23 protein-coding genes and 1 riboswitch are annotated in these 25502 nt (G+C 59.7%); of the genes, 10 read left to right on the top strand and 13 right to left on the bottom strand.

What is annotated here, in order from left to right; translation table 11 throughout:
- The first annotated feature begins 15 nt into the window (after nucleotides 1-15).
- Together NQ490_RS02550 and NQ490_RS02545 are read left to right on the top strand one after the other, a co-directional pair.
- The gene (locus NQ490_RS02550; protein ID WP_007047262.1) at nucleotides 16-798 is read left to right on the top strand and encodes a GNAT family N-acetyltransferase; all 783 of its coding nucleotides are present in this window, start codon (nucleotides 16-18) and stop codon (nucleotides 796-798) included.
- Nucleotides 795-2054, top strand: coding sequence for a methionine gamma-lyase family protein (locus tag NQ490_RS02545; RefSeq protein WP_007047261.1), 1260 nt, complete (start codon nucleotides 795-797; stop codon nucleotides 2052-2054). The genes NQ490_RS02550 and NQ490_RS02545 overlap by 4 nt, the downstream gene beginning before the upstream one ends.
- Before the next feature lie 60 nt (nucleotides 2055-2114).
- Here NQ490_RS02545 and NQ490_RS02540 read toward each other — a convergent pair whose 3' ends face one another.
- The 5 genes from NQ490_RS02540 to thiT form a co-directional block, all read right to left on the bottom strand.
- On the bottom strand, nucleotides 2115-2366 hold the full coding sequence (locus NQ490_RS02540) for an IreB family regulatory phosphoprotein (RefSeq protein ID WP_007047260.1): 252 nt from the start codon (nucleotides 2364-2366) through the stop codon (nucleotides 2115-2117).
- A 104-nt stretch (nucleotides 2367-2470) separates the two neighbouring features.
- Nucleotides 2471-3601 (bottom strand): N-acetylglucosamine-6-phosphate deacetylase, encoded by a 1131-nt coding sequence (gene nagA / locus NQ490_RS02535; protein WP_007047259.1) that lies wholly within the window; start codon nucleotides 3599-3601, stop codon nucleotides 2471-2473.
- 19 nt (nucleotides 3602-3620) lie between these two features.
- Nucleotides 3621-4349, bottom strand: a complete 729-nt coding sequence (gene nagB, locus NQ490_RS02530; protein ID WP_040917780.1) for a glucosamine-6-phosphate deaminase — start codon at nucleotides 4347-4349, stop codon at nucleotides 3621-3623.
- A gap of 191 nt (nucleotides 4350-4540) precedes the next feature.
- The gene (locus tag NQ490_RS02525) at nucleotides 4541-6016 is read right to left on the bottom strand and encodes a PTS transporter subunit EIIC (protein ID WP_007047257.1); all 1476 of its coding nucleotides are present in this window, start codon (nucleotides 6014-6016) and stop codon (nucleotides 4541-4543) included.
- Between the two features lie 299 nt (nucleotides 6017-6315).
- Nucleotides 6316-6882, bottom strand: a complete 567-nt coding sequence (thiT, locus tag NQ490_RS02520; protein WP_007047255.1) for an energy-coupled thiamine transporter ThiT — start codon at nucleotides 6880-6882, stop codon at nucleotides 6316-6318.
- Nucleotides 6883-6965: 83 nt separating this feature from the next.
- Nucleotides 6966-7083: riboswitch (TPP riboswitch) on the bottom strand.
- A 423-nt stretch (nucleotides 7084-7506) separates the two neighbouring features.
- On the opposite strand from thiT, the gene NQ490_RS02515 reads away from it, so the two are divergent.
- Nucleotides 7507-9513: a GH25 family lysozyme gene (locus tag NQ490_RS02515; protein ID WP_147644683.1), complete on the top strand. Its 2007-nt coding sequence runs from the start codon at nucleotides 7507-7509 to the stop codon at nucleotides 9511-9513.
- A gap of 120 nt (nucleotides 9514-9633) precedes the next feature.
- On the opposite strand, the gene NQ490_RS02510 is transcribed toward NQ490_RS02515, so the two are convergent.
- The 3 genes from NQ490_RS02510 to proC are packed head-to-tail and all read right to left on the bottom strand — an operon-like array spanning nucleotide 9634 to nucleotide 12507.
- The gene (locus NQ490_RS02510; protein WP_007047253.1) at nucleotides 9634-10926 is read right to left on the bottom strand and encodes a glutamate-5-semialdehyde dehydrogenase; all 1293 of its coding nucleotides are present in this window, start codon (nucleotides 10924-10926) and stop codon (nucleotides 9634-9636) included.
- Nucleotides 10923-11699 carry a glutamate 5-kinase gene (gene proB, locus NQ490_RS02505; protein WP_007047252.1) on the bottom strand — a complete coding sequence of 259 codons (777 nt, stop codon included), beginning with the start codon at nucleotides 11697-11699 and terminating at the stop codon, nucleotides 10923-10925. The genes NQ490_RS02510 and proB overlap by 4 nt, the downstream gene beginning before the upstream one ends.
- A gap of 4 nt (nucleotides 11700-11703) precedes the next feature.
- Complete coding sequence (gene proC / locus NQ490_RS02500) at nucleotides 11704-12507, bottom strand: pyrroline-5-carboxylate reductase (protein WP_007047251.1); 804 nt, start codon at nucleotides 12505-12507, stop codon at nucleotides 11704-11706.
- 191 nt (nucleotides 12508-12698) lie between these two features.
- Between proC and NQ490_RS02495 the strand changes: the two genes are divergently transcribed.
- From NQ490_RS02495 to NQ490_RS02465, 7 genes are all read left to right on the top strand, one after another.
- The gene (locus NQ490_RS02495; RefSeq protein WP_007047250.1) at nucleotides 12699-13712 is read left to right on the top strand and encodes an aldo/keto reductase; all 1014 of its coding nucleotides are present in this window, start codon (nucleotides 12699-12701) and stop codon (nucleotides 13710-13712) included.
- A 152-nt stretch (nucleotides 13713-13864) separates the two neighbouring features.
- Nucleotides 13865-15022 (top strand): cysteine desulfurase family protein, encoded by a 1158-nt coding sequence (locus NQ490_RS02490; protein WP_007047249.1) that lies wholly within the window; start codon nucleotides 13865-13867, stop codon nucleotides 15020-15022.
- 18 nt (nucleotides 15023-15040) lie between these two features.
- The gene (thiI, locus tag NQ490_RS02485; RefSeq protein ID WP_007047248.1) at nucleotides 15041-16234 is read left to right on the top strand and encodes a tRNA uracil 4-sulfurtransferase ThiI; all 1194 of its coding nucleotides are present in this window, start codon (nucleotides 15041-15043) and stop codon (nucleotides 16232-16234) included.
- Entirely contained in the window at nucleotides 16231-17532 is a 1302-nt protein-coding gene (locus tag NQ490_RS02480) for a competence/damage-inducible protein A (RefSeq protein ID WP_007047247.1), read from the top strand. The genes thiI and NQ490_RS02480 overlap by 4 nt, the downstream gene beginning before the upstream one ends.
- 21 nt (nucleotides 17533-17553) lie before the next feature.
- Complete coding sequence (locus tag NQ490_RS02475; protein WP_007047246.1) at nucleotides 17554-20922, top strand: SpoIID/LytB domain-containing protein; 3369 nt, start codon at nucleotides 17554-17556, stop codon at nucleotides 20920-20922.
- A 129-nt stretch (nucleotides 20923-21051) separates the two neighbouring features.
- Entirely contained in the window at nucleotides 21052-22062 is a 1011-nt protein-coding gene (locus NQ490_RS02470) for an asparaginase (protein WP_007047244.1), read from the top strand.
- Between the two features lie 26 nt (nucleotides 22063-22088).
- The gene (locus NQ490_RS02465) at nucleotides 22089-22784 is read left to right on the top strand and encodes a hypothetical protein (protein ID WP_007047243.1); all 696 of its coding nucleotides are present in this window, start codon (nucleotides 22089-22091) and stop codon (nucleotides 22782-22784) included.
- Between the two features lie 330 nt (nucleotides 22785-23114).
- On the opposite strand, the gene NQ490_RS02460 is transcribed toward NQ490_RS02465, so the two are convergent.
- From NQ490_RS02460 to NQ490_RS02440, 5 genes are read right to left on the bottom strand one after another with little or no spacing between them, the layout of a single operon-like run.
- Nucleotides 23115-23585 carry a phage holin family protein gene (locus NQ490_RS02460; RefSeq protein ID WP_007047242.1) on the bottom strand — a complete coding sequence of 157 codons (471 nt, stop codon included), beginning with the start codon at nucleotides 23583-23585 and terminating at the stop codon, nucleotides 23115-23117.
- Between the two features lie 3 nt (nucleotides 23586-23588).
- Nucleotides 23589-24389, bottom strand: coding sequence for a M23 family metallopeptidase (locus NQ490_RS02455; RefSeq protein WP_007047241.1), 801 nt, complete (start codon nucleotides 24387-24389; stop codon nucleotides 23589-23591).
- A 6-nt stretch (nucleotides 24390-24395) separates the two neighbouring features.
- Complete coding sequence (locus NQ490_RS02450; RefSeq protein ID WP_007047240.1) at nucleotides 24396-24866, bottom strand: hypothetical protein; 471 nt, start codon at nucleotides 24864-24866, stop codon at nucleotides 24396-24398.
- Nucleotides 24866-25153, bottom strand: coding sequence for a hypothetical protein (locus tag NQ490_RS02445; RefSeq protein ID WP_007047239.1), 288 nt, complete (start codon nucleotides 25151-25153; stop codon nucleotides 24866-24868). The genes NQ490_RS02450 and NQ490_RS02445 overlap by 1 nt, the downstream gene beginning before the upstream one ends.
- Before the next feature lie 9 nt (nucleotides 25154-25162).
- Entirely contained in the window at nucleotides 25163-25501 is a 339-nt protein-coding gene (locus NQ490_RS02440; protein WP_007047238.1) for a hypothetical protein, read from the bottom strand.
- Nucleotide 25502 lies beyond the last annotated feature (1 nt).

Genomic DNA, 25502 nt, shown 5'->3' with positions numbered 1-25502 from the left:
GCACAAGGAATCCCTATGATTCAATCCGTCACCACGCCTGCGCACCGTGCAGAGTTTGCCCGGCGCATCCAAGACAAACCCTACTTTGCGGCTACCATGGGCACCCACTGCACATTGTTCAGTCAGCATCCGGCCAGCGGGTGGAGTTTCTACCTGTTGCCGGGCAGCGCGGCTCTGGCGCTGCGGGGCGGCACAGCCACCCTTTGCGGGCGGTTGCCGGAAGGGGAAGCAGGGGAGGAAGCTGCGGAAGAATTGCAGGGATTCCTTCGTTTTTTGCAGGTGGACCGATTGCTGAGCGAGCAGATACTCCTGGACGACTGGCAGCGGTCGGAACCGCTGCTGCTGTGGGAACTGCCCCGGGGAAAGCAATTGCCAGTGCTCTGCGCGCCTCCGCCGGAACTGACACTGGAAGAACATCCGTCCATGCTGCCGGTGAGCCGTCTGGTCTTTCCGGACAGTGAAGGGGAACAGGAACAGTTCTATTCGCTGGCCTGCACCTCCATAGCCCACGGCATCGGATGCTGTCGGGCACTGCTGGACCACGGCTCGCCTGTCTGCACCGTGGGATGCTATGAGAAAAGCGACACAGAAGCCTATCTCTCGGCAGGAGTGACGGCGCCGGGCTGGCGGGGCAGGGGACTGGCCGGCTGGCTGATCGTCCGGCTGGCCAATGAGATGGCGGCAGAACGCACTGTACGCTTTGCCAGTGCGCCGGCCCTGCAAACGTTTTATACCCGCCTGGGTTTCGGACAGACGGGAACTTTACAACAAACGACACGGAAATGGAAAACAGTATGATCGAACAGTTTTATGATATCAAACCGGAAGTTCTGGCGCTGGATCGCCGGGCGCTGGAGCTCTGCCGGGAGCAATTTGCTCATGTAGAGGAAATCCGGGACTACAATCAGCTCAAGATGCTGCGGTCTTTTACCGATTGCGGCGTGGAAGCACGGCATTTCTGGGGGTCCAGCGGCTACGGCGTCTGGGATGACAGCCGCAACAAGCTGGAAGAGGTCTTTGCCCGCTGCATGGGAGCAGAGGCTGCGCTGGTGCGTCCTCAGTTCATGAGCGGCACGCACACCCTGACGGTAGCGCTCTTCGGCCTGCTGCGCACCGGCGATACCCTGTTGGCAGCTACCGGCCGCCCCTATGATACGCTGGAAGGGGTCATCGGCATCGGCGAGGCCGGCAAGGGCTGCGGTACTCTGCGGGAGTACGGTGTGCAGTACGATGAATGCCCGCTGCTGCCGGACCATACGCCGGACTATGACCTGATTGCCCAAAAGGCCAAGACGGCGACGGTGGTGCACATCCAGCGCAGCCGCGGTTACACCCAGCGCAACGCCTTTGATCTGGAGACCATCCGTAAGGTGGCAGAAACGGCCCGCCAAGCCAACCCCAAGGCGATTATCTTTGTGGATAACTGCTACGGGGAATTCACCCAGACCCAGGAACCGCTGGCGGTGGGCGCGGATCTGATCGCCGGCAGCTTTATCAAGAATCCTGGCGGTGGCATCACCCCCACCGGCGGTTACATCGCCGGTCGCGCCGACCTGGTGGAAAAATGCAGCCACCGTTTCACGGCGCCGGGCATTGGCGCCGACCTGGGCTGCACCCAGGACAGCCTGCGGGACACCTTCCTGGGCTTTTATTACGCCCCCGGTGTTGTATGTGAGGCACTGAAAACGGCCATCTACGCCCAGTGTCTGCTGGAGCTGGCGGGGGTCCATCCGGTGCCCCGCTATACCGAGGATCACAACGACATTGTGACCTGTTTCGATTCCGGCAGCGCCGAGGCTCTGACCGGCTTCTGCGCCGGTATCCAGCACAACAGTCCCATTGACAGTTTTGCTTCTCCCGAACCGGCCGATGAGCCCGGCTATACCGATCAGGTGGTTATGGCCTCCGGCAGCTTTACCGAGGGCAGCACCATCGAGATTTCCTGCGATGGTCCGCTGCGCGCGCCCTATACCTGCTACCTCCAGGGCGGCGTCAACTTTACGGCGGGACGCGCTGCGGTGCTCAACGCCGTACAGAATGCCTTCTTTGCGTGATCAACCATAAAAAATCCCGTGTGCTGTCACAGCACACGGGATTTCTTTTTTTGGAGGATATTACCCTTTGACGTAATCGCGCACCAAGGCCTGCAGCAAATCGTCACGGTCAATGCGGCGGATGATCGCACGCGCATTTTTATAGGTCGTGATGTAGGTCGGATCCTCGGACAGGATGTAGCCTACCAGCTGGTTGATGGGGTTGTAGCCCTTCTCTTCCAGCGCGCGATAGACCTGCAGAACAGCCTGTTTGATTTCCATATCACGATCATCGCGGATGGAAAATACGGCAGTCGGCTCAGAGATCGGCATATCCAGTTCCCCTTTCTCAGCGTAATAATACCTATATTATAACAAAAGAGTATACAATTTGCAATGGCCTTGTCACAAATTTTTATACAAAATTGTGAATACTGTCAGTCGCTAATCACTTCACCCTTGCGGATGACCTGCAGAATGTTGAGCTTCTCGTCAGCCAGGATCACATTGCCCCAGCGACCGGCGTCCAGACTGCCGTAGTCAGCATCCACGCCGATGCTGCGTGCCGGGTTCAGGGAGGCTGCCCGCACAGCGCTGGCCAGGGGTACGCCCATCTCCAGAACCGCATGTTTCATGCAGTCATACAGGCAGGTGGCGCTGCCGGCGATGGTCCCGGGCTGCTCCGTGAGTGTGGCGCGGGGACCACGGACCGTAACGGCCTGACCGCCCAGAGAATACTGGCCATCCGGCAGACCGCAGGCCATCATGCTGTCGGCAATCAGGATCACGTGATCGTCGCCGAAGGTATTGAAGGTGAAGCGCACCACGGCGGGATGGATGTGCACGCCGTCGGTGATGAGCTCCACTTCTGCACCATCCTCCAGCGCCGCGATGATGGGGCCGGGGGCACGGTGGGTGATGCCGGGCATGGCGTTGTACAGGTGGGTCATGTGGGAGGCACCGGCCGCAAAGGCGGTTTTGGCGGTCTCATAGTCCACGCAGGTGTGGGCGATGGAAATCCGTACCTCGTTGTGGCATTCCTTGATGAAGTCCAGATTGCCCGGTACTTCGGGGGCTACGTCCACCAGCCGGATCAGTCCGCCGCTGCGCGCCTGCAGGCGGCGGAACATTCCGGCATCTGCGGCCATCACATACTTGGGGTTCTGGGCACCCACCTTGTCGGGGCTGATGTAGGGTCCTTCCATGTTGATGCCCACGAGGTCTGCACCTCGCTCGTTCTTGTGGGCAGCCGCCACATCCATGATCCCGTTGAGGATCTCCTCGCTGAAGGTCATGGTAGCGGGGCAGATGGCCAGCACGCCTTTGCTGGCCTCAAAATCGGCGATGGCCTGCAGGCCGGCTTCGTCGGCATCGCAGAAATCGTGTCCCACGGCGCCGTGAAAGTGGATGTCCACCAGACCCGGCAGGGCATAGGCGCCTTTGGCATCAATAACTTCCTCGCCTTCCTGGGGGGCTGCACCGAACACAATGCGCCCGTCGCGGATGACAAGATCCTTCTCCACAAAACGGCAGCCGTCGGAGAAGACCTTCGCATTACGGATAATCATATGGCTGTTCCTCCTGCCCTCAGATCAGGCTCAGGGCTTCCTCATCGCCGACCAGGATGAAGTCGGGATGCATCTGCAGGATGCTGGCCGGGACTTCCGGCGTAACGGGGCCAAAGAACGCCTTCTTGACGATCTCGGCCTTGTCCTTGCCGTTGGCGACCATCAGGACCTTGCGGGCCTGCATGATGGTCTTGATGCCCATGGTGTATGCTTGCTTGGGGACCAGATCCTCATTGCCTTCAAAGAAGCGTTTGTTGGCCTCGATGGTCTCGGGTTTCAGGTCCACGCAATGGGTGCCCAGCTCGAACGCCTCGCCCGGCTCGTTGAAGCCGATGTGGCCGTCGTGGCCGATGCCCAGCAGCTGCAGATCAATGCCGCCTACCCGTTTGATGACGTAGTCGTAGCGGGCGCATTCTGCCTCGGCATCCATATTGGTGCCGTCGGGCAGGTTGATGGAAGCGGGGTTGATGTTGACCAGGTCGAAGAGGTTGCGGTGCATGAAGCTCCAGTAACTCTCGGAATGTTCGCGGGGCAGGCCGCGGTACTCGTCCAGGTTGACGGTGGTCACTTCGGAGAAGTCCAGATCGCCCTTGTTGTACCAGTCCACCAGCTGCTTGTAGGTACCCACGGGGGTGCCGCCGGTAGCCAGGCCCAGCACGCAGTTGGGCTTCATGATGACCTGAGCGGAGATGATGTTGGCCGCCTTGCGGGACATATCATAATAATCTTTTGCACGGATGATTTTCATACGAAATACCTCCTGATGATGGTGGGGGAGAGGAGCCTCCTCCATACTTAATGCCAGTATAGCACAGAACCGTGAAGAAAGCATGTCCAAAGGGAACTGCTGCGAAAAAATGCCGGGGACAGGCTTCGCGCCCGCCCCCGGCGGAGGTGATAAAGGGAACCAGTACCTTTATCCTGGCGCTGTAAGAACTCTTACAGCATCTTCTTCAATTCGTCGTAGACAAACTGGACCTTGGGGCCGATGACGACCTGGCAGGCGTTCTTGCTGGGACGAATGACACCGGCAGCGCCGGCGGCCTTGACAGCCTTCTCATTCACAGCGGTGCTGTCCTTGACCTCAAAACGCAGGCGGGTCGCGCAATAGTCCACGTTGGTGACATTGCCCTTGCCGCCGATGGCAGCCAGAACGCCGCTGGCGATGGCAGTGAAGTCGTTGTTGGCGAGGGTGATATTGGCTTCGGCAGCATCGGCGTCCTCATCCTCACGGCCCGGGGTCACCAGGTTGAACTTGGTGATGGCGAAGCGGAAGACCACGTAGAAGACCACGAAAGCGGCAATGCCCAGAGGAATGATCATCCAGGTGTTGGCATGAGCCGGCAGGGAAGCGGAGAAGACCAGGTCAGTGGCACCGGCAGAGAACATGAAGCCGGCGCGGAAACCAACGTAGTAGGTGATGACGGTGAAGATACCGTACAGCAGAGCGTACACAACGTACAGGGGGAAGCAGAGGAACATGAAGCCGAACTCGAAGGGCTCGGTAACGCCGCAGACGAACGCGCAGATAGCAGCGGAGGTCACGAGGCCGATGGCAGCCTTCTTGTTCTTGGCGGTGTGGACCATAGCCAGAGCCGCACCGGGGATACCGAACATCATGCAGGGGAAGAAGCCGGACATGTACATGCCGAGGCTCCAGCCCACGTCGGCGGAGGTTTCACCGGCCCAGTAGTGGGTCAGGTCGCCAAGGCCGATGGTGTCGAACCAGAACACGTTGTTCAGAGCGTGATGCAGGCCGGTGGGGATCAGCAGGCGGTTGAAGAAGGCGTACAGACCAGCGCCAACGCCGCCCAGGCTGACGATGCCGTCGCCCAGCAGGACCAGTGCATTGAAGATGATGGGCCAGACGAAGAGCAGGATGACGGAAACAACGATGGAGACCAGGCCGGTGACGATGGCCACGCAGCGCTTGCCGCTGAAGAAGGCCAGCCAGTCAGGCAGCTGGGTGCTCTTGAACTTGTTGTAGCAGGTGGAACCGATGATCGCGGCCAGGATGCCGATGAAGGCGTTGCCGGCGGTCTTCTGGAAGGCGATGTAGGTGGAAGTGCCTTCCACGAGGTTCATGAAGGGGAGAGCGCTGACCACGCCGGTGCTCAGCAGCTGGGTCATCATCAGGTAGCTGACCAGGCCGGCCAAAGCAGAGGTGCCGTCATGGTCATCGGACAGGCCTACGGCAGCGCCAACAGCGAACAGCCAGGCCATGTTGTCGATCAGGGCGCCGCCGGCCTTGATCAGAATGAAACCGGCCGTGTAAGCAAAGCCGGTGGTGGCACCTTCAGCACCCATGGCAGCCGGAGCCAACGCGTAGCCCAGGCCCATGAGGATGCCGCAGATAGGAAGCGCGGCGACAGGCAGCATCAAGGCCTTGCCGAGCTTTTGCAGATACTTCATCATAAAAGCATTCCTCCAAAAATCAGATGGATTCCTCTAACGTGGTATGCGGCTTCCCTGGTTCTTAGAACCGCACACTTTGTTGTCACCATATTAACACATTCTTCACAAAAAAGAAAGCAAATTTAAACAATTTGTCAAAAGAACGAAAAAGTAACCTGAAAATTAGTCAAAACGTTAACAAAATAAGAAATTATACCTAAAAAAATAAAAAATCGAAACAATGGAATGAAAGTTATTTTTATAACGTCTTCAAATGGAACAAAAAATGCGTCCTGCCGGCACAGGACGCAAAAGATGAATTATTGCTGCTGGTCATGGAACAGTTGCGGGGCAGCTTTGCAGATCAGAACGGCGGCCACCGTGGTGAGGATGGTCTCGGGCAGCATGTAGCTGCCATTGTAGGTCAGGCTGTAGATCCAGGCGGGCAGACCATCGCTGAGGTTACCCCAGATCAGAACACCGGACAAAAAGCTGCACAGGAACCGCAGGACGCAGACGGCAGCGGTGCCTACCGCGACGCCAACAAGTCGGTTGGAGAATGGCTTCGCAATGGCACCGGCCAGGCCCAGCAGGGTGAAAGCCAGCACATAGTCCAGCAGGATCATTCCTACCAGCGGCAGCAGGCCAGGCGCCGGGGGTGCGTAGAAGCCCAGCAGCATCTGCAGCAGGCTGTTGACAAAGCCGGTGAACAGGCCCCATTTCACGCCGTGCCGGAACGAAATCAGGATGAACGGTAACATGCTGAACAGCGTGATGGAACCGCCGTTGGGCAGCTCGTAGATTTTGATGTTCGCCAGAACGGTGCCCAGGGCGATCATCAGGGCACACTCCACGAGAGTGCGCGTTTTGGAATAGGTCTTGGTCATTGAGATTACTCCTCCCCGAATTAACGGTACATAAAAACAAGAAAAGCGCCTGCAAAAACAGCAGGCGCAAACGCAGTATGACATCTATAGTGGGTCAAACTTCCTACGCCGGCATTATCCGGATCAGGTTCGAGGTGACCCGAAGCTGCGGTTCGCTTCGATCTCAGCCGAGGATGCCCCTCAGCGCCCCTGTTTTTATGTCCAGTACCCAGTATACACGTCCGCAGGCGTTTGTCAAGGCAAAAATCAGGCAATCAAAGTCCGGACTGCTGCTGAACGGACGCCTTATTATAAGGTATAAAGCGCAAAACCCTGCTGCGCAGGGCGAGCGAGCGCTGACGAAGGCGTGGTGGATGTGTACAATACAATCTGTGGTACCTGTATCGGCACAGGGCCCCCACATGGATGAGAAAAGAAGCAAATGTCAGGATTTTTGCCGCCAATTCGTGGGATTCCGTCAACAAAAAATTGTCAAAATTTTACAGCTGTTTCCAGCCGAAACAAGGTGTTTTCCCCTTGCAGAGCCACGCGCCTTTGTGGTATGATTTTACATGTAGTTTTATACCCATTCATTTTTTGATACAAGCAAACGGTGAGGTAAGGATGTTCAACAAGCGGAATCCCATGAAATATTTTTCCGGCAACGCCTTTGCGCGGTTGCCGCTGTACAAGCTGGTGGCGGGCAGTTCTGCGGTGGTGCTGACGGCGAGCATCGGCCTGGGGGTATTTGCGGCCTCCTTTGTGCCGGGCCCGGCGCCGGAAGCCACACCCACCCCGGAACCGGTGGTCACGGCCACACCCACCCCGTCCCCGACGCCCGAACCGGATATCGCACTGCTGGCGGATATCAGTGTGATCCAGCAGGATGTGGGCGTGCAGCTCTATACGATGGAGCAGACAACGGCAGAGAGCGCCCAGACGCCCTCTCCCTCGCCGTCCGCGCAGCCGGAGGAGGAAGCGGCCGGCAAGATCCCGCTGACCGGCGTGGAGGCTACGGTTACTCTGACCGATTCCGAGGGCAAGGCTACCGATTATGCGGTAGACACCGAGACCGGCACGGCACTGGCCGAGGAAGTCGATCCCGGCGACTATACCGTGACGATCCAGCCCATCGACGGGTACGTGGTGCCTGAGAGCACGACGGTGACCGTGGAGGAGAAAGTCGTCTACAAGGCGGATGTGAACGCGGTCAAGGACAAGATCATGCAGTCCAGCCAGGTCAATGAGAGTGCCGAGGACTCTGCGGTGAATACCGCCGGCGCGGCGCCCATCGCCGAAGAAGTGACCGATACGGTCCAGTATGCGGACAGTGCCAAGGAAGAGAAGAGCCGCACCACGGTGTACACGGCCAAGCTGAGCAGCAGCGGACACCTGCTGTTTACCGACGGCAGCGAGTCTTCCTACCTGCCGGTCTACAAGGACGGCACCCAGGAACTGACCGGTGCCAAGCGCGACAGCAGCTATTCCGCCTACAGCGCCATGTCGGTGTGGCTGCCCGGCGCCGCGGATTCCATTGTGAATCTGGGCAGCACCGGCCGCACCATGAGCATGGCCCATCGCACCAGCGAAGGCACCGCCTCCGGGGAAATCGATCTTCTGGGGGAGGAGGGCGAGACCAATGAGACGCCGGCTCCCACGGCCACGGTTGCGCCTACGGAAGTCCCTGCCACTCCGACGCCTACGCCTGAGGCAACTGCCACGGCAACGCCGGAACCCACACCGGAGGTGCCCCCCACCCCGACGCCCACGGCGGAACCCACTCCGACGCCTACGGTTACTCCGACGCCGACTCCGGTGGTCACAGCCACGCCCACGCCGTCCCAGGATCCCACGGCGGGCTGGCCGGATTCCATTGAGGCCAGCAAACTGGCCGAGTACAAGTTTGCCGTCACCAGCACCGAGAAGATCGAGTACGTCTACACCGGCTGGCAGGAAATCGACGGTGCTACATACTATTATGATCCGGCCACCCATGAGCCGGTCACCGGCAACCAGGTCATCCAGGGCGACGTCTACACCTTCGGTGCGGACGGTGCGCTGAACCGCACGGCCCGCGGCATCGACGTCTCCAAGTTCCAGGGCAACATCGACTGGAACGCGGTCAAGGCGGACGGCATCACCTTCGCCATCATCCGCTGCGGTTACCGCGGATACGGCACGGGTGCGCTGGTGGAGGATTCCACCTATCGGAAGAACATCCAGGGCGCCATCAACGCGGGCCTGAAGGTGGGCGTTTACTTCTACAGCCAGGCAATCAACGAGGCCGAGGCCGTAGAGGAGGCCAGCATGGTGCTGAGCCTGGTCAGCGGGTATTCGCTGCCGCTGGGCGTCTACTATGATACCGAATCGGTGGCCGGCGGTCGTGCCAATGCCATCAGCGCCAACGAGCGCACCGCCTGCGCCGTGGCTTTCTGCGAGACCATCCGCAACGCAGGGTACAAGGCCGGTGTGTACTCTTACGCCAGCTGGTTCTACAATGCGTTGAACTTTGCCAACATCAGCAAGTACAATACCTGGATTGCCCAGTATCGGGACACTCTCAGCTTCAACTACAAGTACAACATTTGGCAGTACACCGGTTCCGGCCGTGTGAACGGCATTTCTACCGCAGTCGATATGAATATCGGCTGATTCTGAACACAAAAACGGAGGCCCGAGATTTCGGGCCTCCGTTTTTTGCAGCAACTGGGTAAAGTCATGCCCCGCAGCACCACTTCCGGTGCAGCGGGGCATGGGTGTTTTTACAGAAAATCAGCCGCAGGGGGTCTGCAGCATTGACGCGGCACCGCCGCGGGTCTGACCGTTGCCCTGGATAATATACTTGTAGGTGCAAAGCTCTGCCAGTCCCATGGGACCGCGTGCGTGAAGCTTCTGGGTGCTGATGCCCATCTCGCAGCCAAGGCCGAACTCTCCGCCGTCGGTAAAGCGGGTGCTGGCGTTGATGTAGACCGCAGCGCTGTCCACGCAGGCGGCAAAACGCTGGGCCGCCACCTTGTCTGCGGTGACGATGGCATCGCTGTGATGGGTGGAATGCCGGGCAATGTGCGTGATGGCATCCTCCAGGGATCCCACCACCGCTACACTGAGTTTATAATCCAGATACTCTGTGTCAAAATCTTCCGGCGCAGCAGGAACTCCGTCAATGATGGCGGCGGCCGCGGGATCCAGGTGCAGTTCCACCGGCGTCATCCCGGCGGCAGCCCGGTCATCCACCAGGCATTTCTTCAGCCTGGGCAGGAAGTCGGCGGCTACATCACGGTGGACCAGCAGTGCCTCCTCGGCATTGCAGACACTGGGACGGCTGGTTTTGGCATTCTCCACGATGCGCAGGGCCATATCCAGGTCGGCGGCCGCATCCACATAGACGTGACAGATCCCGGTGCCGGTCTGGATGCAGGGAACGGTGGCGTTCTCCACGCAGGCACGGATCAGGCCGGCGCCGCCCCGGGGAATCAGCAGATCCACCAGCCCGTCGGCAGTCATCAATTCGTTGGCGCTGGCATGACTGGTGTCTTCAATCAGGCTGACGGCGCATTCCGGCAGATGTGCCTTGCGCAGACCGGCCCGCAAGGCCTGCACGATGGCGTGGCAGCTGCCCCAGGCATCCCGGCCGCAGCGCAGCACACAGACACTGCCGGCCTTGATGGCCAGGGCGGCAGCATCGCTGGTGACGTTGGGGCGGCTTTCGTAGATGATGGCGATGACGCCCATAGGCACCGCAGTCTTTTCAATGACCAGCCCGTTGGGACGGACGATTTTGCGCAGCACCGTGCCCACAGGGTCGGGCAGAGCGGCTACTTCCCGGATGCCTTTGGCCATATCGGTCAGACGGCTGGAGGTGAGGGCAAGCCGGTCCAGCATCACATCGCTGATGCGGCCGCGGGCGGCATCCAGATCCTTCCGGTTGGCTGCCAGAATCTCATCCTGGGCGGCAATCAGGGCTACAGCCATGGCTTCCAGCGCCTCATTCTTCACATGGGTGTCTGCCAGGGTCAGAGGCATGCGGGCGCCCTGGGCTAGCTGCAAAATTTCCCGGGTGGTCATTGAAATCCCTCCTTCTTTCCGATAAAACGTGTGCCGACGGGTTTGCCTTCCAGAATGTCATACAACACCTCTGCGTGGGCGCCGTTGGCAATGATCATATCCACACCGGCACTGGTGGCGCGCTTGGCGGCCACCACCTTGGTCAGCATGCCCCCGGTCCCCAGGGAGGAACCGGCGCCGCCGGCCAGACGTTCAATCTCGGGGGTGATCTCCTCCACCACCGGGATCAGGCGGGCGTGGGGATCGCTGTGCGGGTCGGCGGTGTACAGGCCGTCGATGTCGGACAGCAGCACCACCAGATCGGCGTGGATGCACTGCGCCACCAGGGCCGCCAGGGTGTCATTATCACCCAGGGAGTATTCCTCGATGGCGATGGGATCGTTCTCATTGATGATGGGAATCGCGCCCAGCTGCAAAAGACGTTCCAGCGTGCTGCGCAGATTGCGCAGCCGGTTTTCGTGGTCGAAGTCCTCCCAGGTCAGCAGCATCTGCGCCACCGTATGGTTGTACTGGCCGAACAGGTGGTCATAGGTATACATCAGTTCGCATTGGCCCACAGCGGCGGCTGCCTGCTTGGTGGTGATATCCTTGGGCTTCTGGATCTGCAGCTTGCCCACCCCCAGGCCGGTGGCTGCCGAAGAAACGACAATCAGTTCGTGACCGGCATTTTTGATATCGCTCCACACCTTGACAAGAGCTTCGGTATGGCGAATGTTGAGCAGACCGCTGGGATGGGCGAGGGTACTGGTGCCGACCTTGACGACGATTCGCATATGTTTATTTCCCCAATTCCTTCGTTTTTTCGTAGGCTGCCAGAACGGCGTCGGTCACCGCACCGCGGAAAGCCCGCTGCTCCAGCAGGCGTACTCCCTGGATTGTGGACCCGCCCGGGCTGCAGACGGCGTCTTTCAGGGCGCCGGGGTGCTGGCCGCTTTCCAGCACCATGCGGGCGCTGCCCAGCACGGTCTGGGCGGCATATTCCTGGGCCTTGGCACGGGGCAGCCCGGCGGCTACACCGCCGTCCGCCAGGGCCTCAATGAACTGATAGACCCAGGCCGGACCGCAGCCGGATACGGCGCTGGCGGCGTCGATCAGATTTTCCGGAACCTCATCCAGCTGACCGGCAGGAGCCATGGCGCACAGCCATTCCTGCAGCTGCTCGGGTTCCACATCATCGTAGCAGTACTGGATCATGCCGGCCCCCAGGGCGACAGGGGTGTTTGGCATCATCCGGATGATGGGGTAACCGCTGCCCGCCATCTGGCGGATCTGGTGCATCGACAGCCCGGCGGCCATCGTCACCAGTACAAAGGGCCGGCTCTCGGCGCGGGATTCCAGTACCGGGGCCAGCACGTCCAGCATATCTTCCATCATCTGTGGCTTGACGCCCAGAAAGATGAAATCGCAGATGCTCGCCACCTGTTCATTGGTGCCGCAGGCGCAGCCCAGTTCGTCAGCCAGTGCCTGCGCTTTGGCCGGCGTGCGGTTGGCAAGCAGTACATCGCCGGCACCGGCTCCTTTGCAAACGGCACGTGCGACGGCGCCGCCCATATTGCCGCAGCCGATAAACCCGTATTTCATGGCAGTATTCCTCCGTTGTAGTCTGGTGTTTATACGATTTCTACACTATTATTATATCATAATACATTACAGCTGTAATCGTATCGCACCTGTACGGTTTTGTCAATCAAAAGCTGCATGGGGACTGGAATTCCGCGGGAAATTTGCTATAATACAAACGTGAGCAAAAACTGCAAAAAGAGGCGAATCGTATGCAATATGTACAGTTGGGCCAGACCGGTCTGAAGATTTCCCGGCTGGGATTCGGCGGCATTCCCATCCAGCGCATTGACCAGCCCGGCACCCGGGCGTTGCTCAAGGCGGCCCATGAGGCGGGCATCAATTATATCGATACCGCCCGTGCCTACACCGTCAGCGAAAGCTGGATCGGTCAGTCCCTGGAAGAGCTGGGACTTCGGGATTCCTTTGTGCTGGCCACCAAGTGCCGCGCGCTGACCAAGGCTGACATGGAAGCGGAGCTGGCCGCCAGCCTTGCCAACCTGCGCACCGACCATATTGAACTGTATCAGTTCCACAATCCTAGCATGGAGGACCTGAAAAAGATCCTGGCGCCCGGCGGTTCGATGGAGGCGCTGCTGGAAGCCAAGGCCAAAGGTGTGGTGGGGCATATCGGCCTGACCGCCCATCTGGCGGCGGTGTTTGAGGCTGCTCTGGCGGTGCCGGAGATCGAAACCATCATGTTCCCGTACAACATTGTGGAGCAGCAGGGGGCAGAGCTCATCCGGCGCTGTGCCGAAGCCGGCAAAGGTTTCATTGATATGAAGCCGCTGGCAGGCGGTGCCATTGAGGATGGGCGTCTGGCCTTGCGGTACGTGCTGTCCAACCCCGACGTCACAGTGGCCATCCCCGGTATGGCGGCTGTTGAGGAACTGGAAGGCAACGTCAAAGGAGCGGAGAACGTCGCGCCGCTGACCGAGGAGGAACAGGCTGCCTGCCAGAAGGTGCGGGATGCGCTGGGGACCCAGTTCTGCCGGCGGTGCAACTACTGTGCTCCCTGCACGGTGGGCATCTCCATTCCCAACGTTTTTCTCTTCCAGGGGTATCTCAACCGCTACGGTCTGGCAGACTGGGGACGGGCGCGGTACGCGACCCTCCAGGTCAAGGCAAGCGCCTGTGTGCAGTGCGGTGCCTGTGAGACCCGCTGCCCCTACAATCTGCCCATTCGCAGCATGATGAAGAAGGCTGCAGAAGATTTCGGCGAATAAACGTACATTTTTGCCGCGGGACGGTGCTGCGCCGTTCCGCGGCATTTCTGTGCCAAAAAGCGGAAAAAATTTTGCGGGGGCGGTTGTTTTTCGGACGTCGGGCGTGTATAATTTATCCTGTATAATTTTGTGCAAAAATGTGAGGAATCAGTATGCTTTCCGACCCTCAGCTTCATTATCTGGACAATGCCGCAACCACCCGCATCGACCCGGCGGTGACCGAGGTCATCCACGATGCGCTGGTGGAACTGTGGGCCAATCCCAGCAGCCTCTACGACCCGGCGGTGGCTGCACAGGACGGCATCGAAAACGCCCGGGCCCGTATTGCCAAGACGCTGCACTGCCGCAGCGATGAGATCTACTTCACCGGCTGCGGCACCGAGGGAAACAATATGGCAATCTGGGGTGCGGCGATGCCCCGGCGGCAGTGGGGCAACAAAGTGGTGGTGTCCGGGTTCGAACACCCCAGCGTGCAGCTTGCGGCGCGCGCGCTGAAAAACGAGGGCTTTGAGGTAGTGGAAATCCTGCCTGAGGCCGACGGACATCTGGATACGGGGAAGTTCCTGGCCGCGGTGGACAAGAATACCGTACTGGCCTCCTGCATGGCGGTGAACAACGAGACCGGTGCCGTACAGGACATTGCGGCCCTGGCGGCGGGGATCAAGGCGCGCAACAGCCGTACCCATTTCCATGTGGATGCGGTGCAGGCGTGGCTGCGCCTTCCCATCGACCTGCAGAAGTGGGCCGGGGTGGATACGCTGGCAGTATCCGGCCACAAGATCCACGCGCCCAAAGGCATCGGGGCGCTCTTCATCCGGGACAGCCAGCGCCAGACGCTGCGCCCGCCCTACTGCGGCGGTCATCAGGAGCGGGGACTGCGTCCCGGCACCGAGAATACGCCCTATATTGTGGGGCTGGGACTCGCGGCGGCAAAAGGATACCAGGGGATGCGTACCCGGGCCAAGCAGATCGAGTCCCTCAACCGCCGTCTGCGGGAGGGGCTGGCCGCGCTGCCCGGCATCACCATCAACTCCCCGGCGGATGCGGTGCCCGAAGTGCTGAATTTCTCCACCGGCTGCATCAACAGCCAGACCTTCATCAACTACCTGAATACCCGCGGGGTTCTGGTGTCGGGCGGCAGCGCCTGCGACAAGGGCGACCCCAGCCATACGCTGGAGGCCATGGGCTGTGACGAGCGGATCATCCACACAGCGCTGCGGGTCAGCTTCTGTGCCGACAACACCGACGAAGACGTGGACGCACTGCTGGACGGCCTGAAGAACGGTCTGCAGAGTCTGCAGCATATCTGATATGAAAGGCAATACCCTATGAAAGAGATCATCCTGGCCTATCAGGGCGAAATGACCCTCAAAGGTCTCAACCGCGGCAAGTTTGAAGCGCGGCTTGCCAAGATCATCCGCTGGCGGCTGGAGCCGTTGGGCAAGTTCAAAGTATACCAGGCCCAGAGCACGGTTTTTATCGAACCGCTGGAGGACGACCTGGATATGGACGAAGCGTTCCGTCGGGTATCCCGGGTGTTCGGCATCGTCAAGATGAGCCGTGCCGTGGAATGCGGCAAGGAATTTTCCGCCATCTGCGAGACGGCGGAAGCCTACCTGGGCCAGACGCTGCGGGGGCTGCGCACCTTCAAGGTGGAAGCCAAGCGCGCCGACAAGTCCTATCCCATGAAGAGCCCGGAAATCTGCCGGGAGCTGGGGGCTTATCTGCTGGACAAGCACCATCATCTGCGGGTGGATGTGCACCATCCCCAGCTGGAGATCATGGTGGAGATCCGGGACCATGCCGCCTACGTCCACGGCCCCAAGGTGGAAGCGGCCGGCGGTTTGCCGGTGGGCACCAGCGGCCGGGCACTGAACCTGCTGTCCGGCGGCATTGACAGCCCCGTGGCAGCCTGGTGCATGGCGCGCCGCGGACTGGCCTTGCATCATATTCATTTTGCCAGCCCGCCCTATACCAGCCTGCGCGCCAAACTCAAGGTGCAGAAACTGGCGAAGGAACTGGTGGAATACACCGGCAACTGCACGCTGTTCGTCGTGCCCTACACCAAGCCCCAGGAATATATCCGCGATCATGCGCCTGATGTGCTGTTCACGGTTCTCATGCGCCGCAGCATGCTGCGCATCGCCAACCAGGTTGCCAAAAATCTGGAGCTCCAGGCACTCATCACCGGAGAAAGCCTGGCCCAGGTGGCCAGCCAGACGATGGCGGCGCTGGTCTGCACCGACGAGGCGCAGGACCTGCCGGTGCTGCGCCCCTGCATCGGAATGGACAAGACTGAGATCATTGCCCTTTCCCGCAAGATCGGCACCTTTGACACTTCCATCGAACCTTATGAGGATTGCTGCACAATCTTTACGCCGCCCCATCCCAAGACCAACCCCACACTGGCCGAGATTCTGGCGGCGGAGGAAGGAATGCCCGAACTGCGGGCTCTGGAGACCGAGGCAGCTGACGGTGTGGAAAAAATCGCCATTCGTATGGGAGAGGATGATTTGCTGTGACTGCAGAAATCATTTGTGTGGGCACGGAACTGCTGTTGGGAGACATTCTCAACACCAATGCCCAGTTTCTGAGCCGGGAACTGGCGGAACTGGGTATCAGTGTTTTGCATGAGCATGTCATCGGTGACAACCCCGAGCGGCTGCGGGAACTGGTGCGTCAGGCGTGCCGGCGCAGCGATCTGCTGGTGTTTTCCGGCGGTCTGGGCCCCACCGAGGATGACCTCACCAAGGAGACGGTGGCTGAGGCTTTCGGGGACACGCTGCATTTTGATGAGGAAGAATGGGATAAGATTCTGGCATTTTTTGCCCGCACCAACCGCACTCCCACCCCCAACAACCGCAAGCAGGCGATGGTGCCCACCCACGGGCATAAGATTCCCAACGACCACGGTACGGCACCAGGGGCCTGGTTTGAGGACAGCCAGGGACACTGCGCCGTGCTGATGCCCGGTGTTCCCCGGGAAATGAAAGCCATGTGGACCGAGCAAGTCCGCCCAGCGCTGCAGAAGCGTCAGAACTGCACCATCCATTCCCGCACGCTGCGGGTCCTCGGCGGGGAAAGCAGCATTGCCACCAAGGTGGCCCCGCTGTTTGAAAGCACCAACCCCACGGCGGCCATCTACTGCAAGACAGGGGAGAGCGAGATCCGGGTCACGGCGCGGGAAGCCACTGCTGAGGCGGCGGAGCGCGCCTGCAATGCGTATCTGCAAAAATTCCGGGACATCCTCGGCGATGCTGCCTACGATGTGGATGTGCCGGCGCTGGAATACACGGTGGTGCGCGTCCTGCGGGAAAAAGGGCTGCATGCGGCTACAGCGGAAAGCTGCACCGGCGGTATGATCGCCGAACGGCTGACCAATGTGCCGGGATCCAGCGAGGTCTTCGGCTATGGTTTCGTCACCTACGCCGAGGCCGCCAAGCAGAGGCTGCTGGGTGTGGACGCCGCCCTGATCGAGCGGTACAATGTGGTGTCCGGGCCGGTGGCGGTGGCCATGGCCTTCGGTGCTGCCCGGGCTTCGGGGGCCGAACTGGCGGTGGGCATCACCGGTCTGGCAGGCCCCGGCGGGGCGCTGCCCGGCAAGCCGGTAGGCACAGTCTATCTGGCGGGTGCCGATGCCCGTGCCAACACCGGCTGGCTGCTGCGGCTGGCTCTGGGCGGCTATCATGAGCGCAGCATCATCCGCACCAGGGCGGCGCTGTATGCGCTGGACCTGCTGCGTCGGATGGCTCTGGGGCTCCCGGTGCCGGACGGCATGGCGGTCACGCCCCAAACCCCGCCTGAAGAGAGCAATATCTGAGTACGGAAAGAAAGGCACATCATGGTCAACACACAACTCAAAATTCTGCGCGTATTCGGCCCCACTGCGGCCGAAGTGTCGGCTGTGCTGCGGCAGATCCGTGACGACGGCTGTCCGGGGCTGCGTTTGCTGGAGCGGGACGGCGAATTTGCCGTCTGCGTCCAGGTAAGTGCGCCTAACCGTGGGATGGCCGAACAATACTGTGATAAATGGGTGCAAAGACTCCGTGCCAAATTCGGTGACGATGTCTTTGCCACCGGCGAGACAAGCCTGGCCCAGGCAACGCTGGACCTGCTGCTGCAAAAGCGAAAGCTGCTGGTGGCGGTGGATGAGACCACCGGCCGTCTGCTGGGAAATCTGCTGCAGCCGCTGGCACACAGCGAAGCGGTGTTTGATTTCGGTACCGAGAGTTACGCCGACCCGCAGCGGGAACGGCAGATCAAGGTGCCGCAGCAGCTGTTGAAGAAATTCCCCGGCGATGTGGTCCAGGCGGCTGCAGGCAGGGCGGTATCGGCGATGCAGGTCACGGGGGCCGATTATGCGGCGGCCTATATGCCGGCCACCGTGGGGCAATGCCCCTTTGTGCTCATCTGTGACCGGCACGGTGCGGCGGCCTGCGCACTGCCGCCCGAGCTGACCGATGCGGCCATCGGCAACCAGATCCTCGATCTGCTGCGCCGTCGGATGCAGGGACTCCGGCTGACAGATTCCTGCATCACCTTCCGTCCCGGGCGGGAACATCCGTTGCTGCTGGTGTCGGAAGCCGGACGGGAACGCGGCAACACCGTACGGTTCTCCCTGCGCCGCCGTACACCGGCTACGCAGGACGCCGACCATACGGCGGATTTTGAGCCGATGATGGACTTCAATACCGCGGATCCGGTCATGCCGCCGCCGCACACAACGCGGCAGCGTACCGCGACCGCTGCCCCCACGGGAACCATCCAGTTTGAGACTGATCTGGATCCCATGGCGGAAACCAACACCGACCCTATGAACATCCGGACGGCCGGTCCGCAGGCAGCCACGGCCTCGCGCCGCCGCCGCACGCAGGAAACGGAGTCCTACGATACGCCGCTCTACCAGACGGAACGTCGGGAGCCGGCACCGTCCCTGCTGGATGATGAAATTCCGGATTTCTCGGCGGAAATTGATCCCGCGGCGCTGGCAGCGGCTCAGGCGGCGGATGAAGCCGACGCAGCCGCCGGCCGCACGACCACGGCGGAGGATTTCAGCAAGGCGGCCACCCGCCTGTTCTCGGAGGAGGACGAGGCGGAGCTGGCGGCGGCACAGACCAGGCGCCGTCCCGGAAAAACCGAGGCGGCAGCGCCGGCAAGACCCGAGACGCCGGGGGCCGCCAGCATCAAAAATCGCAGCCTGGCGATGATCGAGCGCACCGAGCGCCGCCGTAAGCGCACAGCGACGATCTTTCTGGTGGTGATTGTGCTGCTGCTATTGGTCGGCGCGGGGGCGCTTTGGTGGTTCTTCCGCAACGATCTGGGCACACGGCCGGCTTCCAAAAACTATGGCACTACGGTGTACGATGAAACGGTGGAAAGTTATCTGGCCAATGCGCTGGAAAAACGCCCCGGTGCGGTGGGGTATCTGGGGTGGCCGGGCCTGGACGGTACGCTGGTGTATGCAGCGGGTACGGAACCGCAGACCAAGGAAAATGCAAGCCCCACGGTGCTGACGCGTTTTGCTACGGCCAGCAATCTGGACCAGCCGACGCCCGGCAACACGGTGCTGGAATGCACCGGTGACACCTATGCCGTGCTGGCCCAGGAGGATGTCATCAAGGAGAACAGCGGCTTTACGCTCTATCTGCAAAATGGCACCTATCGCTTCAAGGTGGTATCCGTCTATTATCTGGATCCCACCGAAGAGGGAGAGGGAGCCTTTGACCTCTACGGCAGCACCGACCTGTCCAATTATTACGATTATCTGTCCTTCGTGGCGGGCATTCAGGCGCGCAGCCTGTGGCAGACCAACGTGGAAATCGGGGACGAGTCCCATTTCCTGACACTGACCAGCGCTACCAGTGAGGAAGGGGTTCTGCTCTGCGTAACGGGACGCCTGATTGGCGCGGACGAGGCGGCGGCTTTGGACGGCGCCTCCATCACCGCCACAGAGGAACCGCTGCTTACCGCGTTGCAGTATCAGCGCAAGGACCAGCCGATGCCGGCAGTCAGCAGTCTGCTCAGTGCCAGCGTGGATCGCTATGCCCAGCAGAGTGCGGCCAGCAGCGCCAGCCGCAACAGCGGCACGCAGGGGGAAGAGGAGAGCAGCGGCACGGATCTGGACAGCCAGATCGCAGCCATGCAGTCCCAGACGGATGCCATCCTGGCCAGCACGGATAAATTGCTGGCAGGCCTGACCGATGTGGCCGGTTCCGGAAATGCATCGGAATCTGATCTGAATCAGGGCGCCGAAGGCGGTCTGCCGGAACAGACTGTGACAGTGGACCAGGTGGCGGCCAGCCCCACCCCGGAGCCTACCGAAGTACCCGCCTCGGATTCCGCTTCCAGCGAAGGGGGCGACAGCGCTTCCACGGATTCCGGGAACAGCTCGTCGAGCGGGGAAACCATCAATGTTACCATGAACGGCACGGCCCAGACGATGGACCTTGTTCAATGCCTGGCCATGGTGGCTCAGAATGAGCTGGGACCTAACGCTCCGGCGGAAGCCTACAAGGCACAGTGCGTGGCAACCCATTGCTGGATTCTCAGCCAGTCGGGGTATCCCTCGGTGGCGGGAACCACACCGGGGGCAACGGCATTGGCCGCTGCCCAGGAAGTGGCCCGCGTACTGATTACTTACAACGGCCAGGTATGCTTTACACCCTACTTTGCCTCGGCCAGTACCGGTACTGCGTCGGCGGCCGATGTCTGGGGCAATGATCGCCCCTGGCTGCAGGCGGTGGACAGCCCCTATGACCAGTCGGTTGCTACCAATTGGAACACCAACGGCAACAGCAGCGGTACGGCACGTTTCTCCCGTCAGACGCTGCAGGACCGCATCCAGTCCGAGTTGGGCATTGACCTCTCGGGGGTGGATCCCAACAACTGGTTCAAGATCGTTTCGGCCAACCAGTATGGCTGGGTTGCCAAAATCCAGGTGGGCCCTGACGGCAACAGTCAGACCGTCAGCGGCCGCTGGTTCCGTGAGAATCTGCTGGCCCGCCAGAGCGTGGATGGCCGCAGTCTGCGCAGCCAGTGCTTTACCGTCAGCTATGATGCCGGTGTGGACTGTTTCATCTTTGATGTGTACGGCTACGGCCACGGCTGCGGCATGAGCCAGTGGGGAGCCATCGGCTATGCCCAGAACGGCTGGGGATATCAGGATATCCTGCTGCACTATTACCCCGGCACAACGATCACAACGTATTGATACCCCTATGCCCGCCCGGATCTTCCGGGCGGGTTTGGCGTGTGCATCCCTTGCCGGATGCGGTTGGCGCCTACATCAAAGCAACCGTTTCTGTGCAGCAGATGCTGTGAGAAACGAAAGGAAGTATCCATGATGAAAAAAATACTGATGCTGGCCACCGGCGGTACCATTGCCACTCTGAAAACGGAGGAAGGTAAAGTCCCCCAGCTGACCTCCCAGGAACTGCTGCGCACGGTGCCGGAAATCCGGGAAATCTGCCAGGTGGAAACACGGCAGCTTTTCCAGCTCGACAGCACCAACGTCCATCCTGAACACTGGAAGAAGATCGCCCGCGCCATTCTGGAACAGTACGATGCCTATGACGGATTTGTCATTACCCACGGCACCGATACCATGGCGTACACGGCGGCTGCTTTGAGTTACATGTTGCCCGATGCCCGCAAGCCCATTGTGCTGACGGGCGCGCAGAACTCCATCGGAGAGCGGGAAACCGACGGACGCCGCAATCTGCTGGATGCGTTTCTCTATGCTTCGTCGGATTGCGCCTGGGGGGTGACCATTGTCTTTGACGGTCAGGCGATGCTCGGAACCCGTGCCAAAAAATTGCGGACCAAAAGCTACCATGCTTTCTCCAGTATCGGCTACCCGGAGGTGGCCCGCATCCGGGACCGCAAAGTCTACCCGGTGCTGCCGGTTCCTGAAGGTCTGGGCCGACCGGTGGCCAACCTGGAACTGGACCCGTTGGTTTTTGTGCTCAAGCTGATTCCCGGTATCCAGCCCGATGTGCTGCGCCTGCTGCGTCCCGCTTACCACGCCTTGATCGTGGAGGGATTTGGCGTCGGCGGGGTGCCGTATTACGCCACGGCGGATTTTGCCCGGGAGGTGGGCGCCTGGATCGAGGCCGGCAAGGTGGTCATTATGACCACCCAGGTTATTTACGAGGGCAGCGATATGAGCGTGTACCAGGTGGGGCACCAGATCAAGCAGACCTACGGCGTGATCGAGGCCTATGATATGACGCTGGAGTCGGTGGTTACCAAGACCATGCATCTGCTGCCACGGTGCCGGGACCTGACGGAGTTCCGAACCCGCTTTCTCACACCGGTAGCACATGATATCCTGCTGCCCGCGGAACGCTGATGGCTTGAAAAAGGAGGAAAAGCAACATGAAAATCGTCAAGAATGTCTGCCGATGGATTCTGATCGTCTTGTGCTTGGGGACGTTGTTTTCCTGCGGGCTGTTCTCTGTATCCGGCCTGATGGGATTGCTTGTGGCTGTGCTGGCATTGCCCTTTGCACCGATCCGTGCGCTGTGGAAACGAATTCTTCCGCCGGACGCGCCGCGGTTTGCCAAGAGCGCCATTCTGGCCGCTGCTTTCCTGGTTATGCTGGCCGCTGTGCCGGGGACGGACGCCGAAAACGCCGAACCGCAGGCTACGGTTCAACCCACCGCCACGGCGGCGATCGAGACGCCTGCGCCCACGCCGACCGCGACTGTCACCCCTACGCCTACACCCTCGCCTACACCGTCGCCTTCGCCCACCGCTACGCCGGAGCCTACGCCGATCGCTACCCCGCAGCCCACCGAAGCGCCCGTGTCAACGCCTGCACCGGCCCCTGCGGCAGCCCCGGCACAGCAGGACGCTGCGGTTGCAGATAACGGCGGCGCCGCTGCTGCGCAGGCCCCTGCCGACACAACCTATACGGCTCCGCAAAGCGGTATGGTGTATATTGCAGGCAGTGGCAACGGGAGCAAGTATCACAGCAGCCCGAACTGTAGCAATATGAAAAATCCGGTAGCGCTTACGCAGGCCGAGGCGGAAAGTCGCGGCTACACACCCTGCAAAAAGTGCTACGGCTGATGAAACAGAACAAGAGCCCTGTCTTTTCGACAGGGCTCTTGTTGTTTTCATAAAAAATCAAAACCCGCGAACATCTTGCGATGCATCGCGGGTTTTGTTGGCGGAGTAAGAGAGATTTGAACTCTCGCGGCCCTTTCGGACCCTACGCCCTTAGCAGGGACTAAAATATTACGATGTGTAGATCATTATATGATTTGTGTGCACAATTTGATAACAATAGAATTGTATTTAAAACCAGAATTGATTTTAATTAAAACTTGTGTCCACTGTGGACACAAAAAAAGCCCTGGCTATTTCCCAAACGGAAACAACCAGGGCCACTTTTTAATATTATTCCTGCTGGTCGCTATCGTCCAGCTTACTTTCTGCCAGCTTTTTACCAACGGCCAGCAGCTTTACAAGCCCAGAGGGAACAGGCGCGCCCATTTTGGCGGCGTTCTCGGCAATGGAACCCAACTCGGTAAAAATGTACCACACCAGCACAATGGGCAAAATAAAGGCGCTGAACTGCAGGTCAAGACCCGGGATTTTGGCAATGATAACCTGCACAACGCTGTCAGCCAGGCAAGCCACAACGACCACCACGATCATGCCAGCCTTGTGCCAAACACCAGCATAAGCGGTATCACTGGACCATTGCCCTTTGGAAGCCGCCGCTGCGCTGCCGGTAATCCAGTCGATCACCATGCAGAGCAGCCAAGCCAGAAACAGCCAGCCCAGCCAGCCGAACGCGGCACCATAAGCGCCCATGACGGCCACAACGGCCGCTTTGATTACGAGAAAAATGTTGTTGTTGTCCATAGTTCATTCCTCCAAATCTTCGGCCCACACGCTGCGGTACAGGCCCTGCTTGTCCAGCTCACGCGAGTGGGCAGTTGCCAGGATGGCATCCGCGTCGCCCTGACTGACCGGGCCAATGATGATGCTCTGCGTGGCATGGCTGTCATTGTCCCACTTGCTGGTGTACAGCCCAGCGTCGGTCAGCTTGCGCTCTTTGCAACAAAGCATAATAGCGTTAGCGTCGCCCTGGGTAAGGTTGTCCAGGTAGATAATCTGCAACCGCCCTTTGGCAGGGGCGGGCAGATCTGCGGTATTGCCATAGGTGCCCGCCTTGTTCGGCACGCCTGCATAGGCCGTAGGATCAAGCCCGCGCCCGGTGGACGTGGCCCGGACTTCCAGATGGCAATGCTTGTATGGCGGGCTAGCCAGTGCCGCATTGCCGCTGTTGCCCATAATGGCCAGTTCCTGGCCGCTGATGACTGTCTGGCCCACTCGGACCAGCAGCCGCTCGCAGTGGCAGAAGTACAAGTAATTGACAGCGTCCGGGGTCTGGTTGGCGTCCAGTTTGACGCACACATACCAACCCCACTCCCATGTCAGATTGCCGGTGATGCGGTCTACCATGCGCGCCGTGACAACAGTGCCCCGGATGGGCTTTTGACTTCCGTCTGCCGCCGTGTAATACGGCATGAGAATTGTCGGGTCATCCGCGCCCATCAGGTCAATGCCGCCGTGCCAGGTTTTGCCGCCGCCCCGGGTATAGCCGTAGCAGCCATAAGAGTAGGGGACCAACACGCGGCCATTAAAAATACCAGTTTGAGACATCCGAAATTATTCCTTTCGTACCCAGTTGAAATACACGTTGACAGCCTCGTGCGGCAGGCCCGCATAGGCCACATCAACGGTGCAGATGTACACCTCTTTGTTGGTGGGGTCGCGGTAGTACTTGTCCTTTTCATAAGACATACCCGCCACAGCGTCGATGGGGTCATCCTCTGCGCCAGTCTGCCCGGTGGTGGGCTCGGTAACGGTTCCGCCCGCCTGCTCCACGGCAGCTTTGAGCGCGTCAACCTCCTCTGTCAGGATTTTAACGCTGGTTTCAAGCGCCACAACGCGGGCCAGCGTTTCGCCGTCTGCGGTGTTGGCGGCCAGATTATCCGCCTTGTCCATGAGCGTGTTGTACTCGTTTTCGGTCAGCATCTGCCTAGCGTACAGGTTAGAAATGGTGTTTTTCGCCGACACTTCGGTGTAGGCCCCGGCTTCCATTTGCTGGAGCATAGCGGTGTATGCGGTGCTGTTCATTACATGCCTCCTTGTGCAATTGTGACGGCGGCAGTCACCGCGTCGCTTATTTTTTCGTCAACAGTTTTTTCTTGCTGTGCAGTCTCAGGCGGCGTGCCCTCGACATAAAAAAGACAATCCTCGTATACATCCTCACGGTGCCGCAGCCCGTTGGGTGGGTAGGTTTTAACGCTGCCCTCCATCACCACGTCCCGGGTGCCCACTTTAATGCGGCCGGGGTAGGTGTAACCTTTGGAAATGTCCGGATTTTGGATTTCCTGTGTAGTTCCGGCAATGTATGTTTTCATATAAGCCCTTTATTTGGTAAATGTAGCGTTTCCGTAGAAGAATTTATTATTCCCTCCGGAAAGTCGAATGTTGCATCTGTAAACGTTTTTGACTGAGCACGAAAAACCGGTAACAATGCTGTGGTATTGTTCGAGCTGGTCGCCGTCTTTGCTGTACAGTGTAAGCGCTATGACTGGCCCATTGCCGGTATTAGATCCAAACAAAAAATTTGAATATCCGCCAAAGATATAAATATCTGTCCCTAAATTATTTTGCTCATAACTGCCATAAGTGGTAAGCGCCAAGTTGACAATCAGATTTTTGGGTAAATTTATCCCCCGAGCCGAAATCAACGGGAATTGTCCCATA

Source organism: Subdoligranulum variabile (genome assembly GCF_025152575.1).
In the GTDB taxonomy this organism is placed as follows: Bacteria; Bacillota; Clostridia; order Oscillospirales; family Ruminococcaceae; genus Gemmiger; species Gemmiger variabilis.
The sequence above is the reverse complement of the archived record's forward strand: the minus strand, read 5'-3'. Positions and strand labels throughout refer to the sequence as shown.

What these genes read in the sequence shown, in the direction of transcription:
- NQ490_RS02550 (WP_007047262.1), top strand. Translation starts at nt 16, where the DNA reads ATGATTCAATCCGTCACCACGCCTGCGCACCGTGCAGAGTTTGCCCGG.
- NQ490_RS02545 (WP_007047261.1), top strand. Translation starts at nt 795, where the DNA reads ATGATCGAACAGTTTTATGATATCAAACCGGAAGTTCTGGCGCTGGAT.
- NQ490_RS02540 (WP_007047260.1), bottom strand. Translation starts at nt 2,366, where the DNA reads ATGCCGATCTCTGAGCCGACTGCCGTATTTTCCATCCGCGATGATCGT.
- nagA (WP_007047259.1), bottom strand. Translation starts at nt 3,601, where the DNA reads ATGATTATCCGTAATGCGAAGGTCTTCTCCGACGGCTGCCGTTTTGTG.
- nagB (WP_040917780.1), bottom strand. Translation starts at nt 4,349, where the DNA reads ATGAAAATCATCCGTGCAAAAGATTATTATGATATGTCCCGCAAGGCG.
- NQ490_RS02525 (WP_007047257.1), bottom strand. Translation starts at nt 6,016, where the DNA reads ATGATGAAGTATCTGCAAAAGCTCGGCAAGGCCTTGATGCTGCCTGTC.
- thiT (WP_007047255.1), bottom strand. Translation starts at nt 6,882, where the DNA reads ATGACCAAGACCTATTCCAAAACGCGCACTCTCGTGGAGTGTGCCCTG.
- NQ490_RS02515 (WP_147644683.1), top strand. Translation starts at nt 7,507, where the DNA reads ATGAAATATTTTTCCGGCAACGCCTTTGCGCGGTTGCCGCTGTACAAG.
- NQ490_RS02510 (WP_007047253.1), bottom strand. Translation starts at nt 10,926, where the DNA reads ATGACCACCCGGGAAATTTTGCAGCTAGCCCAGGGCGCCCGCATGCCT.
- proB (WP_007047252.1), bottom strand. Translation starts at nt 11,699, where the DNA reads ATGCGAATCGTCGTCAAGGTCGGCACCAGTACCCTCGCCCATCCCAGC.
- proC (WP_007047251.1), bottom strand. Translation starts at nt 12,507, where the DNA reads ATGAAATACGGGTTTATCGGCTGCGGCAATATGGGCGGCGCCGTCGCA.
- NQ490_RS02495 (WP_007047250.1), top strand. Translation starts at nt 12,699, where the DNA reads ATGCAATATGTACAGTTGGGCCAGACCGGTCTGAAGATTTCCCGGCTG.
- NQ490_RS02490 (WP_007047249.1), top strand. Translation starts at nt 13,865, where the DNA reads ATGCTTTCCGACCCTCAGCTTCATTATCTGGACAATGCCGCAACCACC.
- thiI (WP_007047248.1), top strand. Translation starts at nt 15,041, where the DNA reads ATGAAAGAGATCATCCTGGCCTATCAGGGCGAAATGACCCTCAAAGGT.
- NQ490_RS02475 (WP_007047246.1), top strand. Translation starts at nt 17,554, where the DNA reads ATGGTCAACACACAACTCAAAATTCTGCGCGTATTCGGCCCCACTGCG.
- NQ490_RS02470 (WP_007047244.1), top strand. Translation starts at nt 21,052, where the DNA reads ATGATGAAAAAAATACTGATGCTGGCCACCGGCGGTACCATTGCCACT.
- NQ490_RS02465 (WP_007047243.1), top strand. Translation starts at nt 22,089, where the DNA reads ATGAAAATCGTCAAGAATGTCTGCCGATGGATTCTGATCGTCTTGTGC.
- NQ490_RS02460 (WP_007047242.1), bottom strand. Translation starts at nt 23,585, where the DNA reads ATGGACAACAACAACATTTTTCTCGTAATCAAAGCGGCCGTTGTGGCC.
- NQ490_RS02455 (WP_007047241.1), bottom strand. Translation starts at nt 24,389, where the DNA reads ATGTCTCAAACTGGTATTTTTAATGGCCGCGTGTTGGTCCCCTACTCT.
- NQ490_RS02450 (WP_007047240.1), bottom strand. Translation starts at nt 24,866, where the DNA reads ATGAACAGCACCGCATACACCGCTATGCTCCAGCAAATGGAAGCCGGG.
- NQ490_RS02445 (WP_007047239.1), bottom strand. Translation starts at nt 25,153, where the DNA reads ATGAAAACATACATTGCCGGAACTACACAGGAAATCCAAAATCCGGAC.
- NQ490_RS02440 (WP_007047238.1), bottom strand. Translation starts at nt 25,501, where the DNA reads ATGGGACAATTCCCGTTGATTTCGGCTCGGGGGATAAATTTACCCAAA.